The sequence below is a fragment of the Acinetobacter sp. RIT698 genome (genome assembly GCF_009668065.1).
GTDB lineage: Bacteria > Pseudomonadota > Gammaproteobacteria > Pseudomonadales > Moraxellaceae > Acinetobacter > Acinetobacter guillouiae.
Window position 1 is genome coordinate 1 of record NZ_WJYH01000040.1, and the last position, 26,124, is coordinate 26,124.

At 41.2% G+C, this 26,124-nt stretch carries 22 protein-coding genes; 15 read left to right on the top strand and 7 right to left on the bottom strand.

Features of this window, described 5'->3' with window-relative positions; translation table 11 throughout:
• From GJV03_RS15975 to GJV03_RS16030, 12 genes are all read left to right on the top strand, one after another.
• Positions 1 to 540, top strand: a 540-nt coding sequence (locus tag GJV03_RS15975) for a CoA-transferase (RefSeq protein ID WP_154130536.1), incomplete at its 5' end; no start/stop codon positions are given.
• 155 nt (positions 541 to 695) lie between these two features.
• Entirely contained in the window at positions 696 to 1,904 is a 1,209-nt protein-coding gene (pcaF, locus tag GJV03_RS15980; protein WP_154130537.1) for a 3-oxoadipyl-CoA thiolase, read from the top strand.
• Between the two features lie 8 nt (positions 1,905 to 1,912).
• Positions 1,913 to 3,268 (top strand): 3-carboxy-cis,cis-muconate cycloisomerase, encoded by a 1,356-nt coding sequence (gene pcaB, locus GJV03_RS15985; RefSeq protein WP_154130538.1) that lies wholly within the window; start codon positions 1,913 to 1,915, stop codon positions 3,266 to 3,268.
• Positions 3,269 to 3,273: 5 nt separating this feature from the next.
• Positions 3,274 to 4,059, top strand: a complete 786-nt coding sequence (pcaD, locus tag GJV03_RS15990) for a 3-oxoadipate enol-lactonase (RefSeq protein WP_354666865.1) — start codon at positions 3,274 to 3,276, stop codon at positions 4,057 to 4,059.
• 42 nt (positions 4,060 to 4,101) lie between these two features.
• Positions 4,102 to 5,454: an MFS transporter gene (locus tag GJV03_RS15995; protein ID WP_056516286.1), complete on the top strand. Its 1,353-nt coding sequence runs from the start codon at positions 4,102 to 4,104 to the stop codon at positions 5,452 to 5,454.
• Positions 5,455 to 5,498: 44 nt separating this feature from the next.
• The gene (gene pcaC / locus GJV03_RS16000) at positions 5,499 to 5,912 is read left to right on the top strand and encodes a 4-carboxymuconolactone decarboxylase (RefSeq protein WP_004722141.1); all 414 of its coding nucleotides are present in this window, start codon (positions 5,499 to 5,501) and stop codon (positions 5,910 to 5,912) included.
• Positions 5,913 to 5,922: 10 nt separating this feature from the next.
• On the top strand, positions 5,923 to 6,648 hold the full coding sequence (pcaH, locus tag GJV03_RS16005) for a protocatechuate 3,4-dioxygenase subunit beta (protein ID WP_004722139.1): 726 nt from the start codon (positions 5,923 to 5,925) through the stop codon (positions 6,646 to 6,648).
• 12 nt (positions 6,649 to 6,660) lie between these two features.
• Positions 6,661 to 7,290, top strand: a complete 630-nt coding sequence (gene pcaG / locus GJV03_RS16010) for a protocatechuate 3,4-dioxygenase subunit alpha (RefSeq protein WP_151803382.1) — start codon at positions 6,661 to 6,663, stop codon at positions 7,288 to 7,290.
• Between the two features lie 276 nt (positions 7,291 to 7,566).
• A complete protein-coding gene (gene aroD / locus GJV03_RS16015) occupies positions 7,567 to 8,406 on the top strand; it encodes a type I 3-dehydroquinate dehydratase (protein ID WP_154130539.1) in 840 nt (279 codons plus the stop codon).
• Positions 8,407 to 8,432: 26 nt separating this feature from the next.
• Positions 8,433 to 9,887, top strand: coding sequence for a right-handed parallel beta-helix repeat-containing protein (locus tag GJV03_RS16020; protein WP_171501868.1), 1,455 nt, complete (start codon positions 8,433 to 8,435; stop codon positions 9,885 to 9,887).
• 17 nt (positions 9,888 to 9,904) lie between these two features.
• Complete coding sequence (locus GJV03_RS16025; RefSeq protein ID WP_154130541.1) at positions 9,905 to 11,230, top strand: carbohydrate porin; 1,326 nt, start codon at positions 9,905 to 9,907, stop codon at positions 11,228 to 11,230.
• A 16-nt stretch (positions 11,231 to 11,246) separates the two neighbouring features.
• The gene (locus GJV03_RS16030; protein WP_154130542.1) at positions 11,247 to 13,670 is read left to right on the top strand and encodes a glucose/quinate/shikimate family membrane-bound PQQ-dependent dehydrogenase; all 2,424 of its coding nucleotides are present in this window, start codon (positions 11,247 to 11,249) and stop codon (positions 13,668 to 13,670) included.
• An 818-nt stretch (positions 13,671 to 14,488) separates the two neighbouring features.
• On the opposite strand, the gene cueR is transcribed toward GJV03_RS16030, so the two are convergent.
• The 6 genes from cueR to GJV03_RS16060 all read right to left on the bottom strand — a co-directional run bounded on the left by cueR (position 14,489) and on the right by GJV03_RS16060 (position 21,582).
• Positions 14,489 to 14,953 (bottom strand): Cu(I)-responsive transcriptional regulator, encoded by a 465-nt coding sequence (cueR, locus tag GJV03_RS16035; RefSeq protein ID WP_154130543.1) that lies wholly within the window; start codon positions 14,951 to 14,953, stop codon positions 14,489 to 14,491.
• 21 nt (positions 14,954 to 14,974) lie between these two features.
• Positions 14,975 to 17,458, bottom strand: a complete 2,484-nt coding sequence (locus GJV03_RS16040; RefSeq protein WP_151956553.1) for a heavy metal translocating P-type ATPase — start codon at positions 17,456 to 17,458, stop codon at positions 14,975 to 14,977.
• Between the two features lie 403 nt (positions 17,459 to 17,861).
• The gene (locus GJV03_RS16045; protein WP_354666866.1) at positions 17,862 to 18,743 is read right to left on the bottom strand and encodes a CopD family protein; all 882 of its coding nucleotides are present in this window, start codon (positions 18,741 to 18,743) and stop codon (positions 17,862 to 17,864) included.
• 138 nt (positions 18,744 to 18,881) lie between these two features.
• Positions 18,882 to 19,253, bottom strand: coding sequence for a copper resistance CopC family protein (locus GJV03_RS16050; protein ID WP_151956551.1), 372 nt, complete (start codon positions 19,251 to 19,253; stop codon positions 18,882 to 18,884).
• A 264-nt stretch (positions 19,254 to 19,517) separates the two neighbouring features.
• The gene (locus tag GJV03_RS16055; RefSeq protein ID WP_154130545.1) at positions 19,518 to 20,909 is read right to left on the bottom strand and encodes a heavy metal sensor histidine kinase; all 1,392 of its coding nucleotides are present in this window, start codon (positions 20,907 to 20,909) and stop codon (positions 19,518 to 19,520) included.
• Complete coding sequence (locus tag GJV03_RS16060) at positions 20,899 to 21,582, bottom strand: heavy metal response regulator transcription factor (RefSeq protein ID WP_004722117.1); 684 nt, start codon at positions 21,580 to 21,582, stop codon at positions 20,899 to 20,901. The genes GJV03_RS16055 and GJV03_RS16060 overlap by 11 nt, the downstream gene beginning before the upstream one ends.
• A gap of 149 nt (positions 21,583 to 21,731) precedes the next feature.
• On the opposite strand from GJV03_RS16060, the gene GJV03_RS16065 reads away from it, so the two are divergent.
• Together GJV03_RS16065 and hfq are read left to right on the top strand one after the other, a co-directional pair.
• The gene (locus GJV03_RS16065; protein WP_154130546.1) at positions 21,732 to 22,055 is read left to right on the top strand and encodes a hypothetical protein; all 324 of its coding nucleotides are present in this window, start codon (positions 21,732 to 21,734) and stop codon (positions 22,053 to 22,055) included.
• A gap of 160 nt (positions 22,056 to 22,215) precedes the next feature.
• Positions 22,216 to 22,593, top strand: coding sequence for an RNA chaperone Hfq (hfq, locus tag GJV03_RS16070; protein WP_151956549.1), 378 nt, complete (start codon positions 22,216 to 22,218; stop codon positions 22,591 to 22,593).
• A gap of 691 nt (positions 22,594 to 23,284) precedes the next feature.
• On the opposite strand, the gene GJV03_RS16075 is transcribed toward hfq, so the two are convergent.
• Entirely contained in the window at positions 23,285 to 24,085 is an 801-nt protein-coding gene (locus tag GJV03_RS16075; RefSeq protein WP_154130547.1) for an undecaprenyl-diphosphate phosphatase, read from the bottom strand.
• A 306-nt stretch (positions 24,086 to 24,391) separates the two neighbouring features.
• Between GJV03_RS16075 and kdpA the strand changes: the two genes are divergently transcribed.
• Complete coding sequence (gene kdpA, locus GJV03_RS16080; protein ID WP_154130548.1) at positions 24,392 to 26,116, top strand: potassium-transporting ATPase subunit KdpA; 1,725 nt, start codon at positions 24,392 to 24,394, stop codon at positions 26,114 to 26,116.
• The last annotated feature ends 8 nt before the right edge of the window (positions 26,117 to 26,124 follow it).

The window sequence follows — 26,124 nt, forward strand, 5'->3', positions numbered from 1 at the left end:
CTGCCAACAGACAAAGATGTATTCCTGCATTCTGAAAATGGTTTATTGGCTTTTGGTCCTCCACCTGCCAAAGGTGAAGAAGATCCTGAGCTGATTAATGCAGGCAAAGAATATGTGACCATGCTAACGGGTGGCTCGTTTTTCCATCATGGTGATTCCTTTGCCATGATGCGTGGTGGACATCTGGATATTGCTGTATTGGGTGCATTCCAAGTGGCAGCCAATGGCGACCTTGCCAATTGGCATACCGGTGCGCCAGATGCGATTCCTGCGGTGGGTGGTGCAATGGATTTGGCTGTAGGGGCCAAGAAAGTCTTTATCACCACAGATCATGTGACTAAGCAAGGTGAACCTAAAATTGTTGAAGAACTGAGCTATCCTGTGACAGGTAAGCATTGTGTTGATCGTATCTATACCGACCTATGCGTGATTGATGTGACTACTGATGGCTTAAAAGTGCTTGAAAAAGTTGCAGGTCTGAGCTTTGAAGAATTACAGGCTTTGACGGGTGCTCAGTTGATTGATGCGACACTGGGATAATAAATCCCTCCCTTGCGGAATGATTAAATCTCTCCTAACGGAATGATTAAATCTCCCCTAACCCCTCTTTATGAAAGAGGGGAACTTCTTCTTTTACAAAGAGGTGAGCTGCTGCTGTAGCAGCGCAAGGGAGATTATTTAAGGATATAAACAACATGAAAAACGCTTACATCATAGATGCCATCCGTACCCCATTTGGTCGTTATGCCGGTGGTCTTGCGCCAGTACGCGCAGATGACCTCGGTGCAATTCCAATTCAAGCATTGATACAGCGTAATCCAACGGTAGATTGGCAGCAAGTTGATGATGTGATTTATGGCTGTGCCAATCAGGCTGGTGAAGACAATCGTAATGTTGGGCGTATGTCAGCATTATTGGCGGGTGTGCCCTATCAAGTGCCAGCAACCACTGTGAACCGTCTATGTGGATCGTCACTGGATGCAATTGCCATGGCAGCTCGCGCCATCAAAGCCAATGAAGCAGATTTAATCATTGCCGGTGGCGTAGAAAGCATGAGCCGTGCGCCCTATGTGATGGGTAAGTCGGACAGTGCTTTTGGACGTAGTCAAAAGATTGAAGACACCACCATGGGCTGGCGCTTTATCAATCCAAAACTCAAAGAATTGTATGGTGTGGACAGCATGCCACAAACCGCTGAAAACGTGGCAGAGCAATTCGATATTAACCGTGCGGATCAAGATCAGTTTGCGCTAAACAGCCAACAACGTACTGCGGCAGCACAAGCTCAAGGCTTTTTCAAAAATGAGATTGTGCCTGTCACTATTCCACAGCGTAAAGGCGAGGCTTTGCTTGTGGATACCGATGAACATCCACGTGCATCAACCACTTTAGCCGCACTGACAAAACTCAAAGGTGTGGTAAAAGCTGATGGCACGGTCACGGCGGGAAATGCCTCTGGGATTAATGATGGTGCAGCAGCGTTATTGATTGCTTCAGATGAAGCCGTAGAAAAATACCAATTAAAACCACGTGGCAAAATTATTGCAGCAACCACGGTGGGTGTTGAACCAAGAATTATGGGCTTTGCACCAGCGCCTGCGATTAAGAAACTACTCAAACAAGCCGGTCTTAGTTTAGCGCAAATGGATGTGATTGAGCTAAATGAAGCTTTTGCTGCCCAAGCTTTGGCCGTAACCCGTGATTTAGGTTTGGCAGATGATGATGCACGCGTCAATCCCAATGGTGGTGCAATTGCCTTAGGTCATCCTTTGGGTGCATCAGGTGCCAGATTGGTGACGACTGCCTTAAATCAACTTGAACAGATCAAAGGTGAATATGCCTTATGTTCAATGTGTATTGGGGTAGGTCAAGGTATTGCATTAATTATTCAACGTGTTGAGTGAGGTATCTGATGAGCCAGTTATACGCCAGCTTATTTTATCAGCCTGATGTCACAGCAATCTTTAGCGATCATGCCTTATTGGGTTATATGATCCAAGCCGAAGTGGCTTTGGCAAAAGCACAGGCACAAGTGGGTGTGATTCCACCATCCGCTGCCAGCATCATTGAACAAGTTGGACAACAGGCCTTAGCAAAAATTGATTTTGAAGCATTGGCAACCGCGACGGCACTTGCGGGAAATATTGCGATTCCTTTGGTAAAGCAATTTACTGCGATTGTAAAACAACACGATGAAGACACAGCGCGTTATGTGCATTGGGGCGCAACCAGCCAAGACATTATTGATACAGCGACGATTCTGCAATGCCGTGATGCATTAGGGCTGATCGAAAAACAAGTACAACAGGCTTATCAAGTTTCATTAGAGCAAGCACAACAGTATCGTGCCCAAGTCATGATTGGTCGCACTTGGTTGCAGCAAGCTTTACCGATCACCTTAGGGCATAAGTTTGCACGTTGGGCTGCAGCATTTAAACGTGATCTTGATCGTCTAAACGAGATGAAAAGCCGCGTACTTACTGCTCAACTTGGTGGGGCTGTAGGTTCATTGGCATCATTACAAGATCAAGGTTCAGCTGTGGTTAAAGCCTATGCTGCGGCGTTGAATTTAACCTCACCTGAGTGTACATGGCACGGTGAACGTGACCGCATCGTTGAAATTGCCAGTGTACTTGCCCTGATCGTTGGTAATGTCGGCAAGATGGCAAAAGACTGGTCTTTGTTGATGCAAACTGAAATTGCTGAAGTCTTTGAACCCACTGCAAAAGGTCGTGGTGGCTCATCCACTATGCCACATAAACGTAATCCAGTTGCAGCAGCTTGCGTACTTGCAGCAGCCAATCGTGTTCCTGCATTAATGGCAAGTGTCTACCAAAATATGCTGCAAGAACATGAACGTGCTTTAGGCACTTGGCATGCAGAATGGTTAGTGATTCCTGAAATTTTCCAGTTATGCGCAGGTGCTTTAGAACGCACGACAGATGTGCTTGAACATATGCAAGTCGATGCACAAGCCATGCAACGTAACCTTGAGTGTACTCAGGGCTTGATCATGGCAGAAGCGGCAATGATGGCACTGGCACCCAAAATTGGACGCTTAAATGCGCATCATTTGGTTGAGCAAGCTTGTCAACAAGCCATCGCGCAACAGCAGCATTTAAAAACAGTATTGTCAGCAATGACTGAGGTGAATGTCCATCTAAGTGCACAGGCATTAGATGAGATTTTCAAACCAGCCGCTTACTTGGGCAATATTCAGGCACAAATTGATGCCGTACTACAAGCAGCACAAGGAGTGTCTAAATGATGAAAATCAGTATGAAAATTAACAATCGTCAAGGACAGCAACTTGCGGTTCAAATCCAAGGCGTAAAAGATGCACCAGTGATTATATTTTCTAACTCACTCGGAACGGATCATGGTATGTGGCAAGCGCAAGTAGATGCTTTGGCGCAACACTATCAGATCATCACTTATGATACCCGCGGGCATGGTGCGAGTGATGTGATTGCCAACAGTACACTGCAAAACTTTGCAGACGATGTGATTGATATCTTAGATACATGGCATATTGAAAAAGCACATTTTTGTGGAATTTCAATGGGTGGTATTACTGCACTCACATTGGCAATTGAATACCCTGAGCGCTTTTATAGCATCACCGTTGCAAATTCAGCCGCCAAAATCGGTACAGCTGAAGCATGGACTACCCGTGCCGATAGCGTTGAGCAACACGGACTGGCTGAGATTGTCAAAACCACACATACACGTTGGTTTAGTGAGCATTTTGATTATGCACATGATGTGCTTGCTCAAAAAACCATTCAAAGTTTAGCTGTGACGCCTACACAAGGCTATGCCAATGCGTGTCGAGCATTGGCGGATGCCGATGTTCGAGATCAGCTCAATCAAATTCAAATCCCGACTTTAATTATCGCAGGTCAATATGACCCTGTAACGACGGTTCAGGATGCAGAATTTATGCATCAATCCATTCCAACCAGTCAACTTGAAATCTTGGCAGCTTCTCATTTGTCCAATATTGAACAACCACAAGTGTTCAATCAGGCATTGTCCAAGTTTATTCAGAACATATAACCGTCTAGGGTTAGAAAGGAATTCGCCTACAAGGAGGCAACTATGGCACAGGAATTTGCTGCCCCAAAAAATAGTATGGATGCTCAGGCACTCATTAATGATGCACCGATCAGCAAGTATCAATGGATGATTGCAATTATTTGTTTTCTCATTGTATTTGTTGATGGAATTGATACGGCTGCGATGGGCTTTATTGCACCTGCTTTGGCACAAGATTGGGGGATTGATCGCTCTCAACTTGGACCTGTGATGAGTGCAGCACTGGGTGGAATGATCATTGGTGCATTGGTTTCAGGACCTACTGCGGATCGTTTTGGACGCAAGATTGTATTAACCATTTCAATGTTGATCTTTGGTGGGTTTACCTTGGCATCCGCATATGCGCCAAACTTAGACAGTTTGGTTGTACTGCGCTTTTTAACTGGTATTGGTCTAGGCGCAGCAATGCCAAACGCCACCACATTGTTTTCAGAATACTGCCCGAACCGTGTTCGTTCACTGCTCGTGACCTGTATGTTTTGTGGTTATAACTTGGGTATGGCCACAGGTGGTTTTGTCAGTAGTTGGTTGATTCCAGCCTTTGGTTGGCACAGCTTATTTTTGCTCGGTGGTATTTCACCATTGATCCTGATGGTATTGGTGATTGTGCTGTTACCTGAGTCATATCGTTTCTTGATTGTTAAAGGTCGAGATGCTGCAAAAGTTCGCAAAATCCTGAGCCATATTGCGCCTGAAAAAGTACAGCTTGCTGACAGCTTTTATATCCCAGAAGAACAGTCTGCTGTGGCACAAAAGAAAAATGTATTTGGCATGTTGTTTTCCCAAAAATTTGCCAAAGGCACAGTGTTGTTATGGTCAACCTACTTTATGGGCTTGGTGGTGATTTATCTACTGACCAGTTGGTTACCAACATTGATGCGTGAAACCGGCGCAACCATGGAACGCGCGGCATTTATTGGCGGTCTATTCCAGTTTGGTGGTGTGTTGAGTGCGTTATTTATTGGTTGGGCAATGGATCGTTTTAACCCAAACCGCATTATTTCAGCATTCTATTTTATCGCAGGCTTGTTTGCTGTTGCCGTAGGTCAAAGCCTCAGCAACCCAACATTATTGGCCATTTTGGTGTTATGTGCAGGGGTTGCAATCAATGGTGCGCAATCTGCAATGCCAGCGTTAAGTGCCCGTTTTTACCCAACTCAATGTCGTGCAACAGGTGTGGCATGGATGACAGGGATCGGCCGTTTTGGCGCAGTGTTTGGGGCTTGGATTGGTGCTGTTTTGCTGGGTAATGATTGGTCATTTACCGCAATTTTAAGCTTATTGATGATTCCTGCAACCGCTGCGGCTGTGGCAATTTTTGTTAAATCCTTAGTGGCGCATACCGATGCAAGCTAACTTTCTCAAGATCAGACATAAGATCACAAAGAGGGACAATTTCAATGAATGATGAACAACGTTACCAACAAGGACTACAGGTCCGCACCGAAGTCTTGGGTGAAAAACATGTCGGTCGTTCTTTAGAAAACTTGAATGACTTTAACCAAGATTTTCAAAACTTTATTAGCCGTTTTGCTTGGGGTGAGGTGTGGTCACGTGAAGGTTTACCACGGCACACCCGCAGTTTAGTCACCATTGCTATCTTGTTGGCATTGGGACGAGAAGATGAACTCAGAATGCATCTACGTGCTTGCTTTAACAATGGCGTTACCAAGGACGAACTCAAAGAACTGATTTTACACAGCTCATTGTATGCGGGACTGCCAGCCGCAAATGCTGCAATGCACATGGCTGAAGATGTTTTTAAAGAACTCGGAATAGAAGTGCAACCTGTCGCTGCACAACAACAGGATTAAGGAGATAGGCATGTTAAGTCATACATTGGGTGCATATCCGCAACGGAATACAGAAGATCACCCGCCAGCATATACACCAGGCTATAAAACCAGTGTATTACGCTCGCCCAAAAATGCATTGATCTCGATTAATGAAACATTAACTGAAGTCACTTCACCGCATTTTTCACCTGAAATTTTTGGTGCAAAAGACAATGATTTGATTTTGAACTATGCCAAAGAAGGACTCCCAGTCGGTGAGCGAATTATTGTGCATGGTTATGTGCGTGACCAGTTTGGTCGCCCTGTGAAAAACGCCTTATTGGAAGTTTGGCAAGCCAACGCATCGGGTCGTTATCGCCATCCAAATGACAAATTTATTGGCGCAATGGATCCTAACTTTGGTGGCTGTGGTCGTACCTTAACTGATGAAAATGGTTTTTATATTTTCCGTACCATTAAACCGGGACCATATCCGTGGCGTAACCGAATCAATGAATGGCGTCCAGCGCATATCCATTTTTCATTGATTGCAGATGGTTGGGCACAACGTTTGATTTCGCAGTTCTATTTTGAGGGCGATACCCTGATAGATACTTGCCCGATTTTAAAAACCATTCCATCTGAAGATCAGCGTCGTGCCTTGATCGCATTAGAAGATAAAAACAATTTCATTGAATCAGATAGTCGTTGTTACCGCTTTGATATTCATCTACGTGGTCGTCGTGCGACTTATTTTGAAAATGATTTGACTTAAGGAACTCACACAATGAATGCATGGAATTTTCAGGAAATTAAGGAAACCCCATCACAAACAGGTGGTCCTTATGTACATATCGGTTTATTGCCACAACAAGCCAATATTGAAGTATTTGAACATAGCTTCGATAACCAATTGGTGAAGCAACATACTCAAGGCCAACGCATCCGTATTGAAGGTCAAGTGTTTGATGGGCTGGGTTTGCCATTACGAGATGTCTTATTGGAAATCTGGCAAGCCGATGCCAATGGGGTTTATCCAAGTCAGGCCGATACCCAAGGCAAAACAGCCGATGCTCATTTTCAGGGCTGGGGGCGTACAGGCGCAAATTTTGAAACAGGTTTTTGGAGTTTTGACACCATTAAACCGGGGGCTGTAGCAGGGCGTAAAGGCTCAATCCAAGCACCACATATTGCCGTCGCACTCTTTGCTCGTGGAATCAACATTGGTTTGCATACCCGTATTTATTTTGACGATGAAGTTGAAGCGAACGCCAATGATCCTGTACTCAACAGTATTGAGTGGGCAGTCCGCCGCCAAACCCTGATTGCAAAACGCAGTGAAGTCGATGGTGAAATCGTGTATCGCTTTGATATTCGCATTCAAGGTGAAGACGAAACGGTGTTTTTTGATATCTAGGAATCGCCTAAATCTCTTTTTAAAGGGGGCTTGTCACGAACTTATTGAAGCCTTGAGATTTGTGACACGCCTCCTTTTTAAAAGGTGGGCTTGATATGAAGTTATTGAAGTCTTGAGATTCGCGATACCCCTCCCTTTTAAAAAGGGTGAGGAACGATTGAAGTTCCGCAAGGGAGGGATGAGGAGGGATTAAGATAAACGAAAAGCACTTAAATGAAATCGTAATCAAGCGAAAACGCGATATACAAACGGATAATTTATTCAGGAAGATGAAAAATGAAACTACAAAAACTTGCGGCATTGATGCTTGCACTTAGCCCAATATTGCCCCTTCAAATGACACAGGCGCAACCAGTTTCACCAAGCCCAGTTGAACTTGCAGAACTGGCAAAACTCCCAGTAAAAACCATTGTCCCGATTACAGCAAAAACCAAAGAACAAGCCTTAGCACAAGCAAAAGTTATTGCCAGCAATCCAGATGCTGATTTGGCAGAGTTCCGCATAGACCTCCTCAACTTTGCCAGTGACACTAAGCAAGTGATTGCTTTAGGACATGAGCTTAAACAGATTTTAGGGGCTAAACCCATGATCGCCACCATTCGTACCCATAACGAAGGCGGGCAACTGACCATCAGTGATGCAGATTATGGCAAAACCTATCAAGCCTACTTACGCCAACCCTTTATGGATATGTTGGATGTGGAAATGTTCCGAGATCAGCAAGTGGTGAAAAACACCGTTAAATTGGCACATGAGAAAAAAGTATTGATTGTGATGTCCAATCACGATTTTAAAAAGACCCCTGATGAAGCAGAAATCGTTCAACGCTTGCTTAAACAAGATCAGCTTGGTGCAGATATTCTTAAAATCGCAGTGATGCCACAAAGCAAACAAGATGTATTTACTTTGATGAATGCCACTTTAAAAGTCAGCCAACAATCTAAAAAACCATTACTCACCATGTCGATGGGTAAACTCGGGACGATTTCTCGAATTGCCACCGCCAATATGGGCGGCAGCTTTAGTTTTGGCATGATCGGTGAAGCTTCTGCGCCCGGTCAAATTGATGTGACCCAACTCAAACAGTTATTAAAAACCGTTCAACCTACACCATAAATTACAAGGATTTTTTAGACATGAAAATGATTTCATTACGTTTAACAACGTTGGCACTTGGCTTAGCGGTTTCTGGTTTGGCAATGGCAGAAAGCTATGTGGTGGATCGCTATCAGGATGATCATGAAAAAGGTTCACTGCGCTGGGCGATTGAGCAAGCCAACAGCAAGCCAAGTGAAGCCAGTGAGATTTTGATTCAAGCGGTTGGGCAAGCGCCTTATGCCATTAAGGTCAACAGTCCACTGCCAGAAATTAAAGCACCCGTAAAAATCATTGGTACACAATGGGCAAAAACAGGTGAGTTTATCGCGATTGATGGCTCAAATTATATTAAAGGCACAGGGGTTGAAGCATGTCCGGGAGCTGTTGAGGGGCAGTTCGGAACCAATGTTCGTACCACAACTTTACCGGGGATTGTGTTACGTGACATCAACGGGGTCAGCATTCAAGGACTAGAGATTCGTCGTTTTTGTATTGGGATCTTGATGAACCGTGCCAGCAATAACCTGATCCAAAATAACCGTATTATGCACAACTATGGCGGTGCAGGGGTGATGTTGACAGGGGATGATGGTAAAGGGAATCCGACTGCGACTACCACCAATAACAACAAAGTGCTGAATAACTATTTCCAAGACAATGGTGATGGACTTGAGTTAACCCGTGGTGCTGCATTTAACTTGGTTGCCAATAACCACTTTATTTCAACCACTGCAAACCCAGAGCCATCACAAGGCATTGAAATTCTATGGGGCAATGACAATGCCGTGATTGGCAACAAGTTTGAAAACTATTCAGATGGTTTACAGATCAACTGGGGCAAACGCAATTATATTGCCTATAACGAACTCACCAATAACTCCAACGGCTTTAACCTCACCGGTGATGGCAATATTTTTGACAGCAATAAAGTCCATGGCAATCGAGTCGGTGTTGCGATTCGTTCAGAAAAAGATGCCAATGCGCGTATCACATTAACCAAAAATCAAATTTGGAATAATGGCAAAGACATCAAACGCTGTGAAGCGGGTGGAAGCTGTGTGCCCAATCAACGTTTAGGTGCAATCATTTTTGATATTCCGGGATTAGAACATGCGCACTTTGTCGGTTCACGTGGTCATGGAGTAAAAATTGATCCAGCAAACTTACAAAAGACCTGCCAGCAACCCAATGAACAAGGCTGTAATCCACAACCAAATCAAAATATTCAAGCACCTAAATTGACCCTAGCAAAAGGTCAAATTGCGGTAGAAGTAAAAGGACAACCAAATCAACGTTATCAAGTTGAATTTTTTGGAAACTCACAAGCAAGCGCAAATGAAGCCGAGTTTTACTTAGGCTCAAGCACTGTTGCAACCAATGCCCAAGGCACAGCAAGCGTGACTTGGAAACCGACAATGAAAGTTGCATCTGTTACGGCAAATATCACAGATCGTCTAGGTGCAACATCTGAACTTAGCTCAGCGGTAAAACTTAAATAAAAGTAAGGATGCTTAATATGAGTTCAAATGGATTATCGATCAAACTGAGTTGTTTGGCAGTTGCAGTATGTATGGCTCAGAGTAGTTTTGCTGAGCAAGCTTGGTCACAAGATCGTCAATGGTTATTGGGCGATTGGAATGGACAACGCCAACAACTGGAAAAAGACGGCTATAAATTTACTGCATCTATCATGAGCCAAGCTGCAACCAATTTAGACGGTGGCTATCACGACAACAACAGCTTTGAAAATGCAGCGCAACTGGCATTGGGTGCAAACTTTGATTTAAATAAAATCGCGGGCTGGAAAGATACCACAGCCAATATCTTAATCACCAAGCGTGATGGTAATGCTTTAACTTTAGAAAGCATTAAAGACCCACGTTCTGGTGCTTTGGGCAATTCACAAGAAATTTATGGACGAGGCAAAATCTGGCGCCTGACCCAAGCATGGGTCAAAAAGGGCTTTGCTGACAATACGGTTCAATTCAAGATTGGCCGTATGGGCATGTCGGATGACTTTAATGGTTCACAATGCGAGTTCCAAAACTTATTACTTTGTGGCGGACAACTAGGCAAATCCATTGGTTCAATTTGGTACAACTTACCTGTAGGTTTATGGGGAACCAATGTGAAGTACCAATTTGCACCTGAGTGGACACTGGGTGTCGGTGTTTATGAAGTCAATCCTGACAACATTAAAACTGGTAAAAACGATGGTTTTAACTTGGATATGCGAAATGTTAAAGGTGCCACTATTCCAGTAGAGCTGGCATGGCGTCCAAAACTAGCAGCATTTGATGGTTTAGCAGGCGAGTATAAAGTCGGCGCGCTGTACTCGACAGCAGAAGCCAATGATATTGCGATTGCAGGCAAGGTGCATGATAGCAAACATAGTTTTTGGCTCAATGCACAACAACAACTGAGCCAAAAAGGCCAAGATCCTAAACGTGGTTTGTTCGTGAGCTTTAATGCTGTGGTCAATGATAAAGCCACCACGGCAGTACAAAGTACCCAACAACTTGCTTTCTGGTACAAAGGGCCTTTTGACAGTCGCCCAAATGATTCAATCGGATTTGGTATTGCAAATTATATGGTCAATGATCGTTATAAAGATCGCCAAATTGCAACCAACAACAGCCATGGCTATGACCAGTACGATAGGTTCGCAACAGATTATGTGCCCGTACAACGTGATGAGCTCAATGTTGAACTGAACTATACCTACCAATGGTCACCTGCGGTCATGCTACGACCCAACCTACAATATATCCATCAGCCTGCGGGTGTAAAAGAAGTGGATGATGCATGGGTTGCTGGTTTGAGTATACGTGTGAATTTCTAATCTAGGAGTATGACCTATGACTGAGTCTACAAGGACACATACCGTATTAAAAATATGGTGTTTTATATTAGCTTTGGCTTTACTTGTGACAGGGCTATTCTTTACCGTTGGTGGTGCTAAGCTGGTAACACTTGGAGGATCATGGTATTTCGTGATTTCTGGTGTATTCACACTGGCATCAGCGATATTTATATTTAAGAAAAAAACGCTCGGTGTCTGGTTATTTAGTTTGGTTTTTGTGGGCACAATTATTTGGTCATTGCTAGATGCAGGTTGGGAATTTTGGCCTTTATTTTCAAGACTGATGTTTCCAGCAGGTTTATTTGCTGCCTTGATGTTTACTTTGCCCGCGATTCGCCGTTACCAGTTTCAACCGAGTGCGAGTTTGCCAGCTTATGGCTTAGGTGCACTCACAGTTTTAGGCATGTTGATTGGGCTTTATCAAATGTTTCAACCACATCCAACGGTTGCAGCAACAGGTCAGGCATTGCCATTGGTTCCTGTTCAAGCGGACATGAAACAAAGCAATTGGCAGAATTATGGTCAGGATGCAGGCGGCAGTCGCTTTGCTGCACTTGATCAGATTACCCGTGATAATGTCCATCAACTCAAAGAAGCATGGCGTTTTCGTACAGGTGATTTCACCACGGGTTCAGGCAATGGTGCAGAAGATCAAATGACCCCTTTACAGGTGGGCAACAAGATTTTCTTATGTACACCACATAACAATATTTTTGCTTTAGAGGCTGACTCAGGTAAACAGCTTTGGAAAGCCGAAGTAAACTCTAAATCGGATGCATGGGAACGTTGTCGTGGTGTGGCTTACTTCGATTCAACCCAAGCACTAACTCAACCGACTTTGGCTGGTGCAACCCCTGTTCAAGCTGTCGCTAATAATACCGCTTGTCTACGCCGTGTTTATACCAACACACCAGATGGTCGTTTAATTGCGGTCAATGCTGATACCGGTGAACGTTGTAAAGATTTTGGTATTGATGGAACGGTTGATTTACTCAAAGGTTTGGGTGAAGGAACCACCGCGCCACGTTTTGAAGTGACCTCTGCACCAACTATTGCGGGTACAGTGATTGTAGTTGGTAGTCGTATTGCAGATAACCTTGCCGCAGATATGCCGGGTGGGGTGATTCGTGCTTATGATGTGATCACAGGTCAATTGCGCTGGGCATTTGATCCACGTAATCCTGATCCAAACTATGTGTTAAAAGAAGGTGAAACCTATAAACGCAGTTCTGCAAACTCTTGGGCAGCAATGTCGTATGACCCAAAAATGAACACAGTATTTTTACCAATGGGTAGCTCATCTGTGGATGTTTGGGGAGGCAACCGTCAACCTTTGGATCATAAATACAATTCATCCGTATTGGCTTTAGATGCAAGCACAGGTAAAGAAAAATGGGTCTATCAAACTGTTCATAATGACCTATGGGATTTTGATTTACCGATGCAACCAAGCTTGGTTGATTTCCCAATGAAAGGTGGTAAGAATCAACCTGCTGTGGTGATTGGAACCAAATCTGGACAATTCTTTGTATTGGATCGCTTAACAGGTAAACCATTAACCAAGGTAATTGAACAGCCCGTGAAAGCTGCGGATATTCCGGGTGAACAATATAGCCCAACTCAACCACGTTCTGTTGAAATGCCACAAATTGGTAATCAAACTTTGACTGAATCGGATATGTGGGGTGCAACACCATTTGACCAGCTGATGTGTCGTATCGGCTTTAAATCTATGCGTTATGAAGGCTTATATACTGCACCGGGTAAAGATAAATCTTTAAGTTTCCCAGGCTCTTTGGGTGGCATGAACTGGGGCAGTATTGCCTTTGATCCAAGCCATCAATATATGTTTGTCAACGACATGCGTTTAGGTTTATGGATTCAGTTGATCGAACAAACACCTGAAGATTTGGCAATTCAGGCAAATGGTGGTGAAAAGGTCAATACAGGTATGGGCGCTGTACCGATGAAAGGTACACCGTATAAAGTCAATAAAGATCGCTTCTGGTCGAAGTTGAATATTCCATGTCAAAAACCGCCTTATGGCACCATGACTGCCATTGATATGAAAACTCGTCAGATCGCTTGGCAAGTGCCGATGGGAACAGTCGAAGACACTGGACCTATGGGCATAAAAATGGGATTAAAAGCACCGATTGGTATGCCTACCATTGGTGGACCAATGGCAACACAAGGTGGCTTAGTCTTCTTTGCAGCAACGCAAGATTATTACTTACGTGCCTTGGATTCATCTTCAGGTAAAGAGTTGTGGAAATCACGCTTACCTGTCGGTAGCCAAGGAACGCCAATCAGCTATGTTTCACCTAAAACAGGTAAGCAATATGTGATGGTGACTGCGGGCGGTGCTCGACAATCTCCTGATCATGGTGACTATGTGATTGCCTATAGTCTGAAATAAGCTAGAACTGTTTAAAAAATGGAACTGCAATCGTTAATCGATTGCAGTTTTTTTATGGGTTTAAAATTTAAATAGAGGAGTATAAATTAAGTCGCTTTGCTTTTTACATCATTGAATCACACAGGGCGTAGCTACCGCATGGCGACATGGATGTTGACGTTAGGGCGATGGAGTTAAGTGAAACTTAATTAATTTGAGTAATGGAAAGCCCCCTCCTTTGACAAAGGTGAGAAGTATTACTTCGTAAGGGGGAGGATTATCTTCGCAAGGAGAAAGGTTTTTATCTAAGGTATTGCCTACGCAAATTAAATTTAAACTTTTCACCGTAAGATGGGGCAGTGCTAACCCCAAATTCAACATAAAAGCCCCCTCATCCTAGCCTTCTCCCAGCGGGAGAAGGAACTTTCAATATCAATACAATTTACGCTTTAAGATCATTTTTTGATTTATGTAAGATCTAGAACTTACATAAAATAATTAAAACTTCTCAATTTAAGTTAAAGCTGTGCAAGTACCTTTTCATCATTGAATCCTACACGGTGTTTCTACCGCATGGCGACAAGGATGTCGCCGTTTGGCGGGGGTATAAGGATGTACCCCTCGCCATACGAAAGATTTTTGTTACTTTTCATCTCTGAAAAGTAAGGTATCGCCTACGCAAGTTAAATTAAACCTTTCACTGTAATATGAGGCAGTGCAAGCCCCTTTGCACTGAAAAAGAAGAGAACTGCATGAAAATCAATTCATTTAAGTAATGAAAAGCTCCCTCCTTTTTCAAAGGTGAGAAGTATTACTTCGCAAGGGGGAGGATTTAAATCTTATTTAGCTTTTTGCTGTGCAAGTGGTGAAACAGAGAGAAAATCATTTTGATGGTAGCTTTCTTGAAGTTCAATATCTTGCTTCTGCAATCCCTCAAGAATCGGACAATTCGGTCGATGATCACCAGCACAACAATTGATTAAATTTTGCAAGGTATTGGTCATCTTCTGTAGTTCAGTAATACGGATTTCCAATTTTTCGATATGCGAGAGTGCGAGTTGCTTTACATCTGCACTGTGTCGATTTTTATTGTTCCACAAATCTAAAAGATCAGCGATCTCTGCAACTGAAAATCCAAGTGATCTTGAACTTCGAATAAACTTGAGCCGTTCAGCATCTTGGTCAGAATAGGAGCGATAGCCTGCATTACTTCGACCCACGGCTGGAATCAGACCAATCTGTTCATAATAACGAATCATTTTGGCAGATATTCCAACAGTTTGAGACAGTTTTCCAATATTCATGGTGATTCTCTCTACAAGCTTCTACTCGAAAGTAGAAGCGGGTTGAAAACGACGTAAACGTAAGGCATTGGCCAACACGAATACACTGGATAAAGCCATTGCACCTGCTGCAAATATTGGCGAAAGCAGGATGCCATAAGCAGGATAGAGTAGCCCAGCCGCAACTGGAATCAGCATGGTATTGTAAGCAAATGCCCAGAATAAATTCTGATGAATATTGCCGATGGTGGCTTTTGATAGTGCAATGGCATTGGCAACACCTTGCAAGTTACCTGACATTAATACAACATCTGCCGACTCAATCGCAACATCTGTACCTGTACCAATCGCAAGACCGACATCGGCTTCAGCCAAAGCGGGCGCATCATTGATCCCATCACCAACAAATGCAATATTGCCATATTTTGCTTTTAGGCTTTGTACCGCTTTGACTTTTCCTTCAGGTAGAACTTCCGCAATCACTTCGTCAATACCGAGCTGGCGAGCAATGGCTTGTGCTGTACGGGCGTTATCACCTGTCACCATCGCAACTTTAAGACCGAGTTGATGTAAGGCTTTAATGGCACTTGGCGTGGTTGATTTAATTGGATCTGCAACTGCAATTATCCCTGCCAACTTGCCATTAATTGCTACATAAAGCGGTGATTTACCTTCGTCACCTAAACGTTGCGCTGCACTTGCAAAAGGTGAAATATCAATATTAAGTTGCAGCATATAACGATCAGCACCAATATGAATGTCTCCATTTTCATCTATAGCTGCATAGACCCCCATACCGGTCACAGAATCAAATTGATTCACTTTGGGTAAGGTCAGATTTTCTTTGATTGCAGCATCTACGATGGCTTTAGCAATCGGATGCTCAGAACGAGATTCAACGGCTGCCACCATACTTAAGACATGATCACGTTGAAAAAATTCAGTGACTTCAAAATCTGTTAGTACAGGATGGCCTTCGGTTAATGTACCTGTTTTATCTACAGCAACAACTTTGGCATCTTTCAGTAGTTGTAATGCTTCGCCTTTACGGAACAGTACACCGAGTTCAGCACCACGACCTGTTCCGACCATAATTGAGGTTGGCGTTGCTAAACCCATTGCACAAGGGCAGGCAATAATCAGCACAGCAACAGCATTGACTAATGCGAATGTTAAAGCAGGGGAAGGGCCGAAAATCAACCAAATCAAGAAAGTCAGTACAGCAGCAGCCATTACAGCTGGTACAAACCATAAGGTGATTTTATCAACTACAGCTTGAATGGGCATTTTCGAGCCTTGTGCCTGCTCAACCAAACGAATGATTTGTGCAAGCATAGTTTCGCCGCCTACAGCGACAGCTTTAAAGCTTAATGTGCCATTTTGATTGATAGTGCCACCGACCACTTCACTGTCTATTTTTTTCTCGACAGGGATCGGTTCACCGGTAATCATTGACTCATCTACAAAGCTTTTGCCTTCAATGACTTTTCCATCAACAGGAACACGTTCACCCGGTTTGACAATGATAAAGTCACCTACGACAACTTGATCGATTGGAATATCTACGATTTGATTGTTACGAGAAACATGTGCCACTTTGGCTTGTAGACTGACTAAGCGCTGAATTGCCTCTGAGGTTCTTCCTTTGGCTTTTGCCTCAAGAAAACGACCGAGTAAAATTAAGGCAACGATAACCGCAGCTGCCTCATAGTAAACATTGACTGTTCCAGCAGGTAAGATGCTGGGTATAAATGTCGCGACGATGGAAAATAGATAAGCTGCCAAGGTGCCTACAGCAACTAGCGAGTTCATATCTGGCGCTAAACGCAATAAAGCGGGTAATCCGTGGATATAGAATCTTCGACCCGGAATCACCAAAACTAGTGTGGTCAGAATAAACTGTAAATACCAGCTATTTTGTATCCCGATGGTCTGAGCAATCAGGTGGTGCATGCCTGGAATAAGGTGTGAACCCATTTCTAGAATAAAAACAGGTAACGCAAAAATAGTGGCAAGTATAAGGTCTCGTTTTAGTTCAGCGCGTTCTTGATCTTTTTTCTCTAGGTGTTCTGTTTGATCTGGGATAGCGGTTTGAATTTCTTTGGCATCATAACCCGCCTTATCAATCGCTGCGATTAAAGCCGCAACATTGGCAGTACCAGTGATTGTTGCGCGTTCAGTTGCGAGATTTACATTTGCCTCTTTAACACCGGGAACGGCTTTTAGCGCTTTTTCAACACGACTGACACATGAGGCACAGGTCATTCCATCTATTGATAATTCAGTGGCTGCATCAGCAACTTCATATCCCGCATGTTCAACAGCTTTGATCAATGCCTCTCGGTCAATGGGAGTGTTAGATGTAATTTCTGCACGTTCAGTGGCTAAATTCACAGATGCTTGAGTTACACCATCGACTTTTTTAAGCGCTGTTTCTATTCGACTAACACAACTTGCACAGCTCATACCTTTGATTTGTAAACTGCTTTTCAAATCAGAAACACGATCATGTGATCTATTTTCCATAAGTCATACCTATAAGTCTTATTCCATGATCTAAATCCTAAACTTTGACATAATGGTAAGGTCAAGTAAAACAATTCAAGTTTTTATAACACCTTGTTGTCAATATAAATTTAGTTTATGAACAGCCCCTAAAAATATATTTTCTTAAACGATGTTTTGCTGATACTCTTTGTTTTAATCATAGTTCATTATTGCTTATATAAGGCTTCTTTTATCAATCATTTTAAAGCATCAATCAACATAAAAGCGCCCTCATCTTAGCCTTCTCCCAGAGGGAGAAGGGACTTTCAATACCCATATCATTCATTCAACATGATCATTTTTTATCTGGGAAAGAACAATACATTGTTTTGTTTATAGCGCAAGATAATGCTCTCAATTCAATGATTCATATCCGTATTTTTTAATCAATCCCAACCACTGTGGTGATATAACTGGTGGTGAGTAGAATCAATAAACCCAGATACATTTCAAATAAAATGGCACAACTTAAATATTGTGCAAATAAAGGTTCTTCAAGGCGTGGAGTAAGGAACCATTTATTGAAAGCAGCAAGTAATAAAATAATCCCCACAAATGCCAGTTTAAGAACAAAACCATGACCATAGGAGGTATAGATTAAAGTATTCAAATCTTTAAATAAAAATAATGCAATTGTGATACCACAGAGAATTAATATTCCGACAACATAAGCTGCAATTCGCCCAAATGCCTCCATGAGTTTTCTTAACGATCGGCCACTGATTTTATGGCTCATTTTCCATAACGGATAGAGTGAGCCCATCCATAACGACATGAAAAACACATGAATGCTGAGTAGAATTTGAGCAAAAAATGGTAAGTTGGTGACATGCCCGATTTGGGAATAGCTATAAAGAATAGGGATAAGCAATACCGCAAATAGTATTTTTTCAAAAGTGGTAATATGGGTAGTTTTTTTGCCCAATTTGATCGTTAAAAGCAGAAAAATTAAGGCAAAACTGATAATTCTGACAATGTGTATTTGCCCAGTGTCTGTATTTAAAAGAATATTGAGATAGGTTTGATCAAAAATGCCAGAAAGCCCCGTATTGGCAAAGCTACCTACCAAAATAAAAAAGCCTAAAGTGCTTCCAACCAGACCTAATGTCGCACCTAAATGCATATACTTGAGTAGTGTTACTTTTATGCTGGTATAACGCCAAAGTAAAAAATAACAAAAAGCACCACCAATCATAAAAGCAGTACTGAGATATAAGGTAATTTTTGTTAGCCAAGTTGACCAGATCCAGAATTCGAACATTATTTTTTTCCTTTATTCGAGCCTGTTGACAATTTGTCTCAGTTTGCGACAACTCAGACCATTGATAAAATGCCAACACATCCGAACAACAGTTCAGTCGCTTGCTGAAATGTTGTTCGTCAATCTTCAATTTCTTTGGTTTTATTTAATTGTGAAGCTATATTCATTGTTCATGTTATGCCCATCTTTGCCCATTGTTGTCCAAACAACAAAATATTTGCCTTTTTTAAGTTCGGGAACCGGGACATTAAATATTTTTTTTAGATCATGATTCACTTTATAGTTAAGTGGAATATTGGTTCTTTGCGCATCTAATAACTTGATATTCATTAACATGACTTCTCCACTAAAATTAAGCACTAAACTTTTAGGTGCAGTCGTAATGGATGCATTCATTGCAGGTGTACTGCTGGTTAAATCAACATGAGCCATAGCATTGGTCGCGCTAATGAGTATCACTACACCAAACAAGGCATTACGCAGTTTGGTCATGTTATTTTGTGAGAATTTCATTGAATGTTCCTTTTACTGTTGTGTTTAGACCTTGATTATTAAAGAGGGCGATATACATCAGAATGACTTTAAAATTACACTTTTGTTATTTAGAAAAACTAAATAATAAGAAATATTAAAAGATTTTTAAGGCAAATTAAACACGCATTAGTCGGAAAAGTTTATTTTTTATTAATAATTGAGCTGTAATTCAACTTTTTACAGCTGTATTTTCAACAGCTGCTTGAAGATGTGATTTTATTTAAGATACTTTTGCTCTGTATATCATGTTGGAAGATATTCATTTTTAAAAATCACCGTGAAGATCACTAAACCATCTCGTGATTCTGCTTGGATGCTTGCACCATGTAAGGCCAATATAGACTTGGTGATCGCAAGTCCTAAACCTGTACCATCTTCAACACGTTGGCGAGAGGCATCTGTTCGATAGAAACGGTCAAACAGTCGAGATAATTGTTCAGGGGATAAGGTAGGGCCTTCATTTTCAACTGAAAAACTGGTGTGCTCTGCTGTTTGTTGACATTTAATTTGAATGACAGAGTTCGACTTGCCATATTTAATTGCATTGGAGATTAAATTACTCAGCGCACGGCGTAGCATCGCAATATTTGCATTGACTTTTCCAGTACCGACCAGATGAAATGTCATATGTTTTTCTGCTGCTAAAGCATCATAAAACTCAAACAAAGTGTTGAATTCTTCGTATAAATGAATGGTTTGTAGGTTTTTAAGGTTAAGACCATTTTCTGCTTTGGCCAAAAACAACATATCTGAAACGATTCTTGCCAGATGTTCAAACTCTTCTAAGTTCGAAAATAAGACTTCTTTATAGGCATCTATATCTCGACTGCGGGATAAACACACTTGCGTTTGCGTCATTAAATTGTTGATCGGTGTGCGAATTTCATGTGCAAGATCCGATGAAAAGTCTGAAAGTTTTTCTAAAGCTGACTCTAAACGATCAAGCATTTCATTAAAGGCGATCGTCAATGATTTTAATTCTGTTGGAGTATGCTCAACTTCTAAACGCTCAGACAAATTTTGCGCTGAAATACCTTCTACAACTTCGGCTATTTTTTTTATCGGACGCAATCCTCGCCAAACAGCAAACCATCCTAAAAACATTAAACATAGTGCACCAATTAAACAAATATAAAATAGCTGATGTTTAAATTCATTTAAAAAGAGCATGTGTTCTGAAGTATCAATCGCAACAACAATTTGGGTAGATTGTGCATCTTCATCTTCTTCAAAAATATTTTGATAGACCAGTCCACGATAACTTTTATCTTGTAATTTCCATTTAATCCATTGATTCAGATCTGGATTCGCAATGACTTGTGGCGCGATGGCTATTTGTGCAGAATTAAATACAATTTGATTCAGCGGACGTTCAACTTGCACAATCAAATTATCATGTCCAATCAGTGAATCTTTTAATGCCACATTAAGCTCAGGCGTATTGGTTGGATTTTGTTTTAAGAGATTTTGTATCAGCTGAATTTTTCCCTCAAGTAATACCCGATCTTCATCTTCAAAGTGCTGTGAAACCCCTAGCTGTATCACAAAGCCCATGAGGATTAAAATTGTTACTGTGGAGAGGGAAAAAAGAATCGCGATTCGAAAACTGATCGCATTGAACAGCTTACGCCTCATCTTCTACCTCTAGCACATACCCCATTCCTCGAATATTCTGAATCAGTTTAGGCGTAAAGTTACTGTCAATTTTATTTCTTAAGCGTTTAATCGCAACTTCGACAACATTGGTGTCACTGTCAAAGTTCATATCCCAGACTTGAGAGGCAATCAGTGCTCTAGGCAAAATTTCTCCACGTCTCCGCATAAATAGTTCCATCAATGCAAACTCTTTCGCAGTCAGGTCGATACGTTGTCCTTCACGCGTTACACGTCGTTTTCTGATATCAAGTTCAAGATTGGCAATACTAATTAAGTTACTGTCTTCTCTTTGCTGTCCTCGACGCAGTAAACTTTTTATTCTTGCGAGAAGTTCAGCAAAAGCGAAAGGCTTTACCAGATAATCATCTGCACCCAACTCTAAGCCTTTTACGCGGTCTTCAATTTGATCTCGCGCTGTTAAGAATAAAATAGGCATAGTTTTTCCGTTCTTACGAACGGCTTCTATGATATGCCAGCCATCTACCCCCGGTAACATGACGTCTAATATGATCACATCATAATCTTCAGAAAGTGCGTATTGTTTACCTGTGAGTCCATCTGTAACCCAGTCAGTAATATAACCTGCTTCAGATAAACCTTGTTTAAGGTAGTCACCCGTTTTTTGCTCATCTTCGACTAATAATATTCTCATGTTCGATTCCTAGAATACTCTTTAAAATATAATAGCGTGATAAAACTTAAGAAAGATATAGATTACATAAATGTCACTTTCAAGTCATCTGAATGTTCAATAGCGCGCTTTATTGTACGAGTAAGAATCTCAAGCTTGGAGAGGTACAAATGCGAGTGATTTTACGTCGAAGTTTAATAAAAGTGTTCTGTATGGGTACACTAATGATTGCAACTCAATCTTGGGCAGATGCTTCTAAAACACCAAATGAAACTGATCCTCAAGCAGCAGTAAAAATGCAAATGCAATGTTCTCTAAAGCCTTGTAATGCACAGAATGAAGCCCAAAAGCCCACTAATGATCATGCAGAACAACAGCATGTACATTCATCAGATATGGCGCAAAACGCACAATCGAGTGGGGTCGATATGGCACATGTGATGATGAAGATGGATCATTCAAAAATGCTGATGCCTGCTACACCGATTAAGTAATCTATATAAATATTCACGTTGAAATTCAAAGATTAGGGGGTAGATGGTAGCGTTGATTCATCTATTTTGGAAGAAAAGTAAAATTCGCAGGATGCGTCTAATTATAAATTTTATTTAAAAACGATATTTTTTAAGTATTTAAAAGTTTTGGGAGCGTAATATGTCTAAAATTCAAACTTTACAAGATCCACTGTTAAATTCTCTCCGAAAAAAACATATTCCAGTTTTTATTTTTCTGACCAATGGGATTAAATTACAGGGGCATATTGAATCTTTTGATTCATACGTTGTGTTATTGAGAAACAGTGTAGGGCAAATGCAAATTATCTATAAACATTCAATTTCTACTGTTCTGCCTACACGCCATCCACGTTCAAATATCAAAGCCTCTCTTGCAAAATTTGATCATCAACACAGTTACAATACCTTTGAAAATGATCGTGAATATTCATTTAATAGCCAAAATGACTTTGGTTATGAAAATGGTTTTAATGATGATAAACACTTTGAAGATATTTCTGAAGATGAAAGTACTTGAAAATTAGATCATTAAAGGCTTGATCAAATATATAAAGAATTGAGTGGCTTTATCTAAGTGATCCTTTGTCTATATAGACCGTATGAGGATTTTAGTCTGAGTTTTTCAGTCTTTAACATTCCCTGTTAAATATTAGGCTTCTTTATATAAGGCCTTTTAAAATCCATAGAGCAAGATGAAATCGCCCTCATCTTATAGTCAAACCACTTAATTATTCATACAAGTGATTTATATCAAATCACTGATCATAAATGAAGCTTATGTTTTTGTATGAATTCTTAGAAACTATTGATTATTCATTCGGTTTTTGTACTTTTGAATCCTAGATGGTTATCCTATCGTGGGGCGACAGGGATGTCGCCGTTAGGCGGGGGTACAGGACGTACCCCTCGCCTAACAGAAGATTTTTGTCACTTTTCATCTCTGAAAAGTGAGGCATCGCCTACGCAAAGTTATTTAAACTTTGAACGTAATGTGTGGCATTGCAAGCTTTTTTATAATCAAATAATTTAATTTTCTATGTAATTAATTTAATTGAAAAATATTGATTAAGAGAAATTATATTCTTGTTTTTGAGTTTTTTGATAGGTTGACTATATTTAAGAGATAAAAAAAGACCCACAAGGTAAGTGGGTCAATATGATAAAAAAACATAAGCAGACTTAAATTTATCTGCTATTAATTCACATGATTATAAAAACACAAACAGTAAAATAATACCCAATACCACACGGTACCAAGCAAATACTCTCAATGTATGTTTTTCAACAAATTTGACCAAAGCTTTTACCACCAAGAGCGCAGCAATAAATGCAGCAACAAACCCTACTGAAATATTAATCAGGTTATCTGAGGTTAAAACATCTGCATTTCGAATTAAATCATAGGTTGCAGCACCTAACATGGTTGGCATTGCAAGGAAAAAAGAAAATTCAGTTGCCGCTTTACGTGATAAACCAGACAACATCCCACCAATAATGGTGGCGCCTGAACGTGATGTTCCCGGAATCATGGCAAGACATTGGGCAAATCCAACCAAAATTGCCTGTTTTAAGGTAATGTCAGTGGCTTCAATGGTTTTAGGTTCAAACTTTCTGGCTTCTACAGCAAAAATAATGAAACCCCCGATGATTAAAGCAAAAGCCACAACCAAAGGACTAAACAGCACCTGTTTAATAAAATCTACCGCTAAAACCCCGATCACCACAGCAGGAATAAAAGCAACTAAGACATTAATCGCAAAACGTCTAGCTGCAATATCGCCTGAGAAAAAGCCGCGAATTAATTCGATGATTTTTTGTCGATACAGCCAACATACGGCCAAGATTGCACCCAATTGGATTACCACTTCAAACACGCGTCCCGAATCTGAGTGAAAATCAATGAGATGACCAAATAAGATCAGATGGCCTGTACTTGAAATGGGTAAAAATTCAGTTAAGCCTTCGATTAACCCCAAAAACAATGCTTTAAGTAGTTCAAAATTTTCCATAAATAAAATAAACAAGCGTTCTAAAATTTGAACCTTTGTAATGTATTTAACGCTGTTTATAAATCAAAAAAGACAAAATTTTACGAAATTTTTACGCGGCTGATCTGACTGTAAATAGAGAGTTTACGGGGTATTTGCGGATACTGAGTTGTGGAATATCCCAGCGTTTAGGATGAAAAAGATGAGTGCTAAATATATAGCGCATCAACAAGTACAGCATCCAAAATTATGCGTACTTCAAAAACATATAAATCATTGTAATATCGACATTTTTAATTTGAGCCAATCAAGTTGGGGGGGAATGTCATGTTAGAGTTTATCTTAGTCTTGGTAATAGTAGTGCTTTTGGCTTTTCCTTTAGGGAAGTATCTTGCTTGTATTATGCAAAACCGAGAGATGAAAATTGATCCAATTTTTAACTGGATTGAAAAACCGATTTATCGTGTTTTGGGTACACATCCTGATCAAGGGATGAATGCGAAGACCTATTCACTTAGCTTTGTGGCGAGCTGTATCGTCATTGGACTGGTGACTTGGCTGTTGTTTATGTGCCAAGCAAGCTTGCCACTCAATCCAAACAATGCGCCGAATATGTCATGGGATTTAGCCCTGCATACCATGATTTCATTTCTGACCAATACCAACCAACAGCACTATTCAGGTCAAGCGCAACTGTCATATTTATCACAGATGGTTGGAATAGTTGGATTGCAAATCATTACCCCAATGATGGGGTTGGCAATGGTGGTTGCAACCGTACGTGCGTTGTTTTATCCGCAATCCAATGCTTTGTCAGAAACAGATCAAAACCTAAGCTTTCAAAATAAAGTTGAAAAAATCAATGTGGGTAATTATTGGGCCGACGTGATCCGTCCAACCTTTCGTTTTTTAATTCCGTTATGCATGATTTGGTCATTATTACTCAATAGCCAAGGTGTGCCATCAACCTTTCAAGGTGGCCCAGAAGTTCAAGTGATTGACCAAACCACTGAATTAAAAACTCAAAAAATTCCACTTGGTCCAGTTGCACCCATGGTTGCGATTAAGCAATTGGGTAGTAATGGTGGTGGTTGGTATGGACCTAACAGTAGTGTGCCATTGGAAAATCCAACCCCATTTTCAAATTTCTTAGAGATGATCGCGATTCTACTTATCCCTGTTGCAGTGATTTTTATGTTGGGTTTTTTAACCAAACGCGCAAAATTTGCTGGCTTTGTTTTTGGCTCAATGTTGCTGATGTCGGTTGTTTCAGCTACAGCGGCGATTTGGTCTGAAAGCCTATCATCTTCCGCGATGCAAATTTATGCCATGGAAGGAAAGGAAGTGCGTTTTGGTGAAGCATCTTCCGCATTGTGGGCCGCCATAACCACACAGGTCAACAATGGTTCCGTCAATATGATGCATGACTCTGCATCACCATTAACAGGTTTAGTGGCGCTGGCGAATATGCTGATTAATGCGATTTGGGGCGGGATCGGCTGTGGCTTACAGCAATTTATGATCTATCTGTTTTTGGCTGTATTTATTGCAGGTTTGATGACAGGTCGTACACCTGAATTATTTGGCCGCAAAATTGAAGCAGGAGAAATCAAATTACTTGCTGTGGTGATTTTGATTCAGCCGATTACGATTCTCGGTTTAAGCTCAGTTGCTTTGTTTTTCCCTGAACTTACAGGCAATAGCAATCCGCAATATCATGCCATTTCACAAGTGTTGTATGAGTATGTTTCGGCCTTTGCCAATAATGGTTCTGGTTTTGAAGGTTTAGCGGACAATACCGTGTGGTGGAACGTGAGCTGTGTCATCGCTTTACTACTTGGACGTTTTCCAACATTGATCATTCCTTTAATGATTGCTGCTCGTTTAGCTGCAAAGCGTCAAGCCCCTGAAAGTAGTGGTAGTTTAAAAGTGGAAACGCCAACCTTTGCTTTCACTCTGATTGCTATTGTGGTGATGTTGACCTTATTACAATTTATGCCAGTCCTTGTTTTAGGACCGATCACTGATCAGCTGTTATTGGTACAAGGCTAGGGTGAATA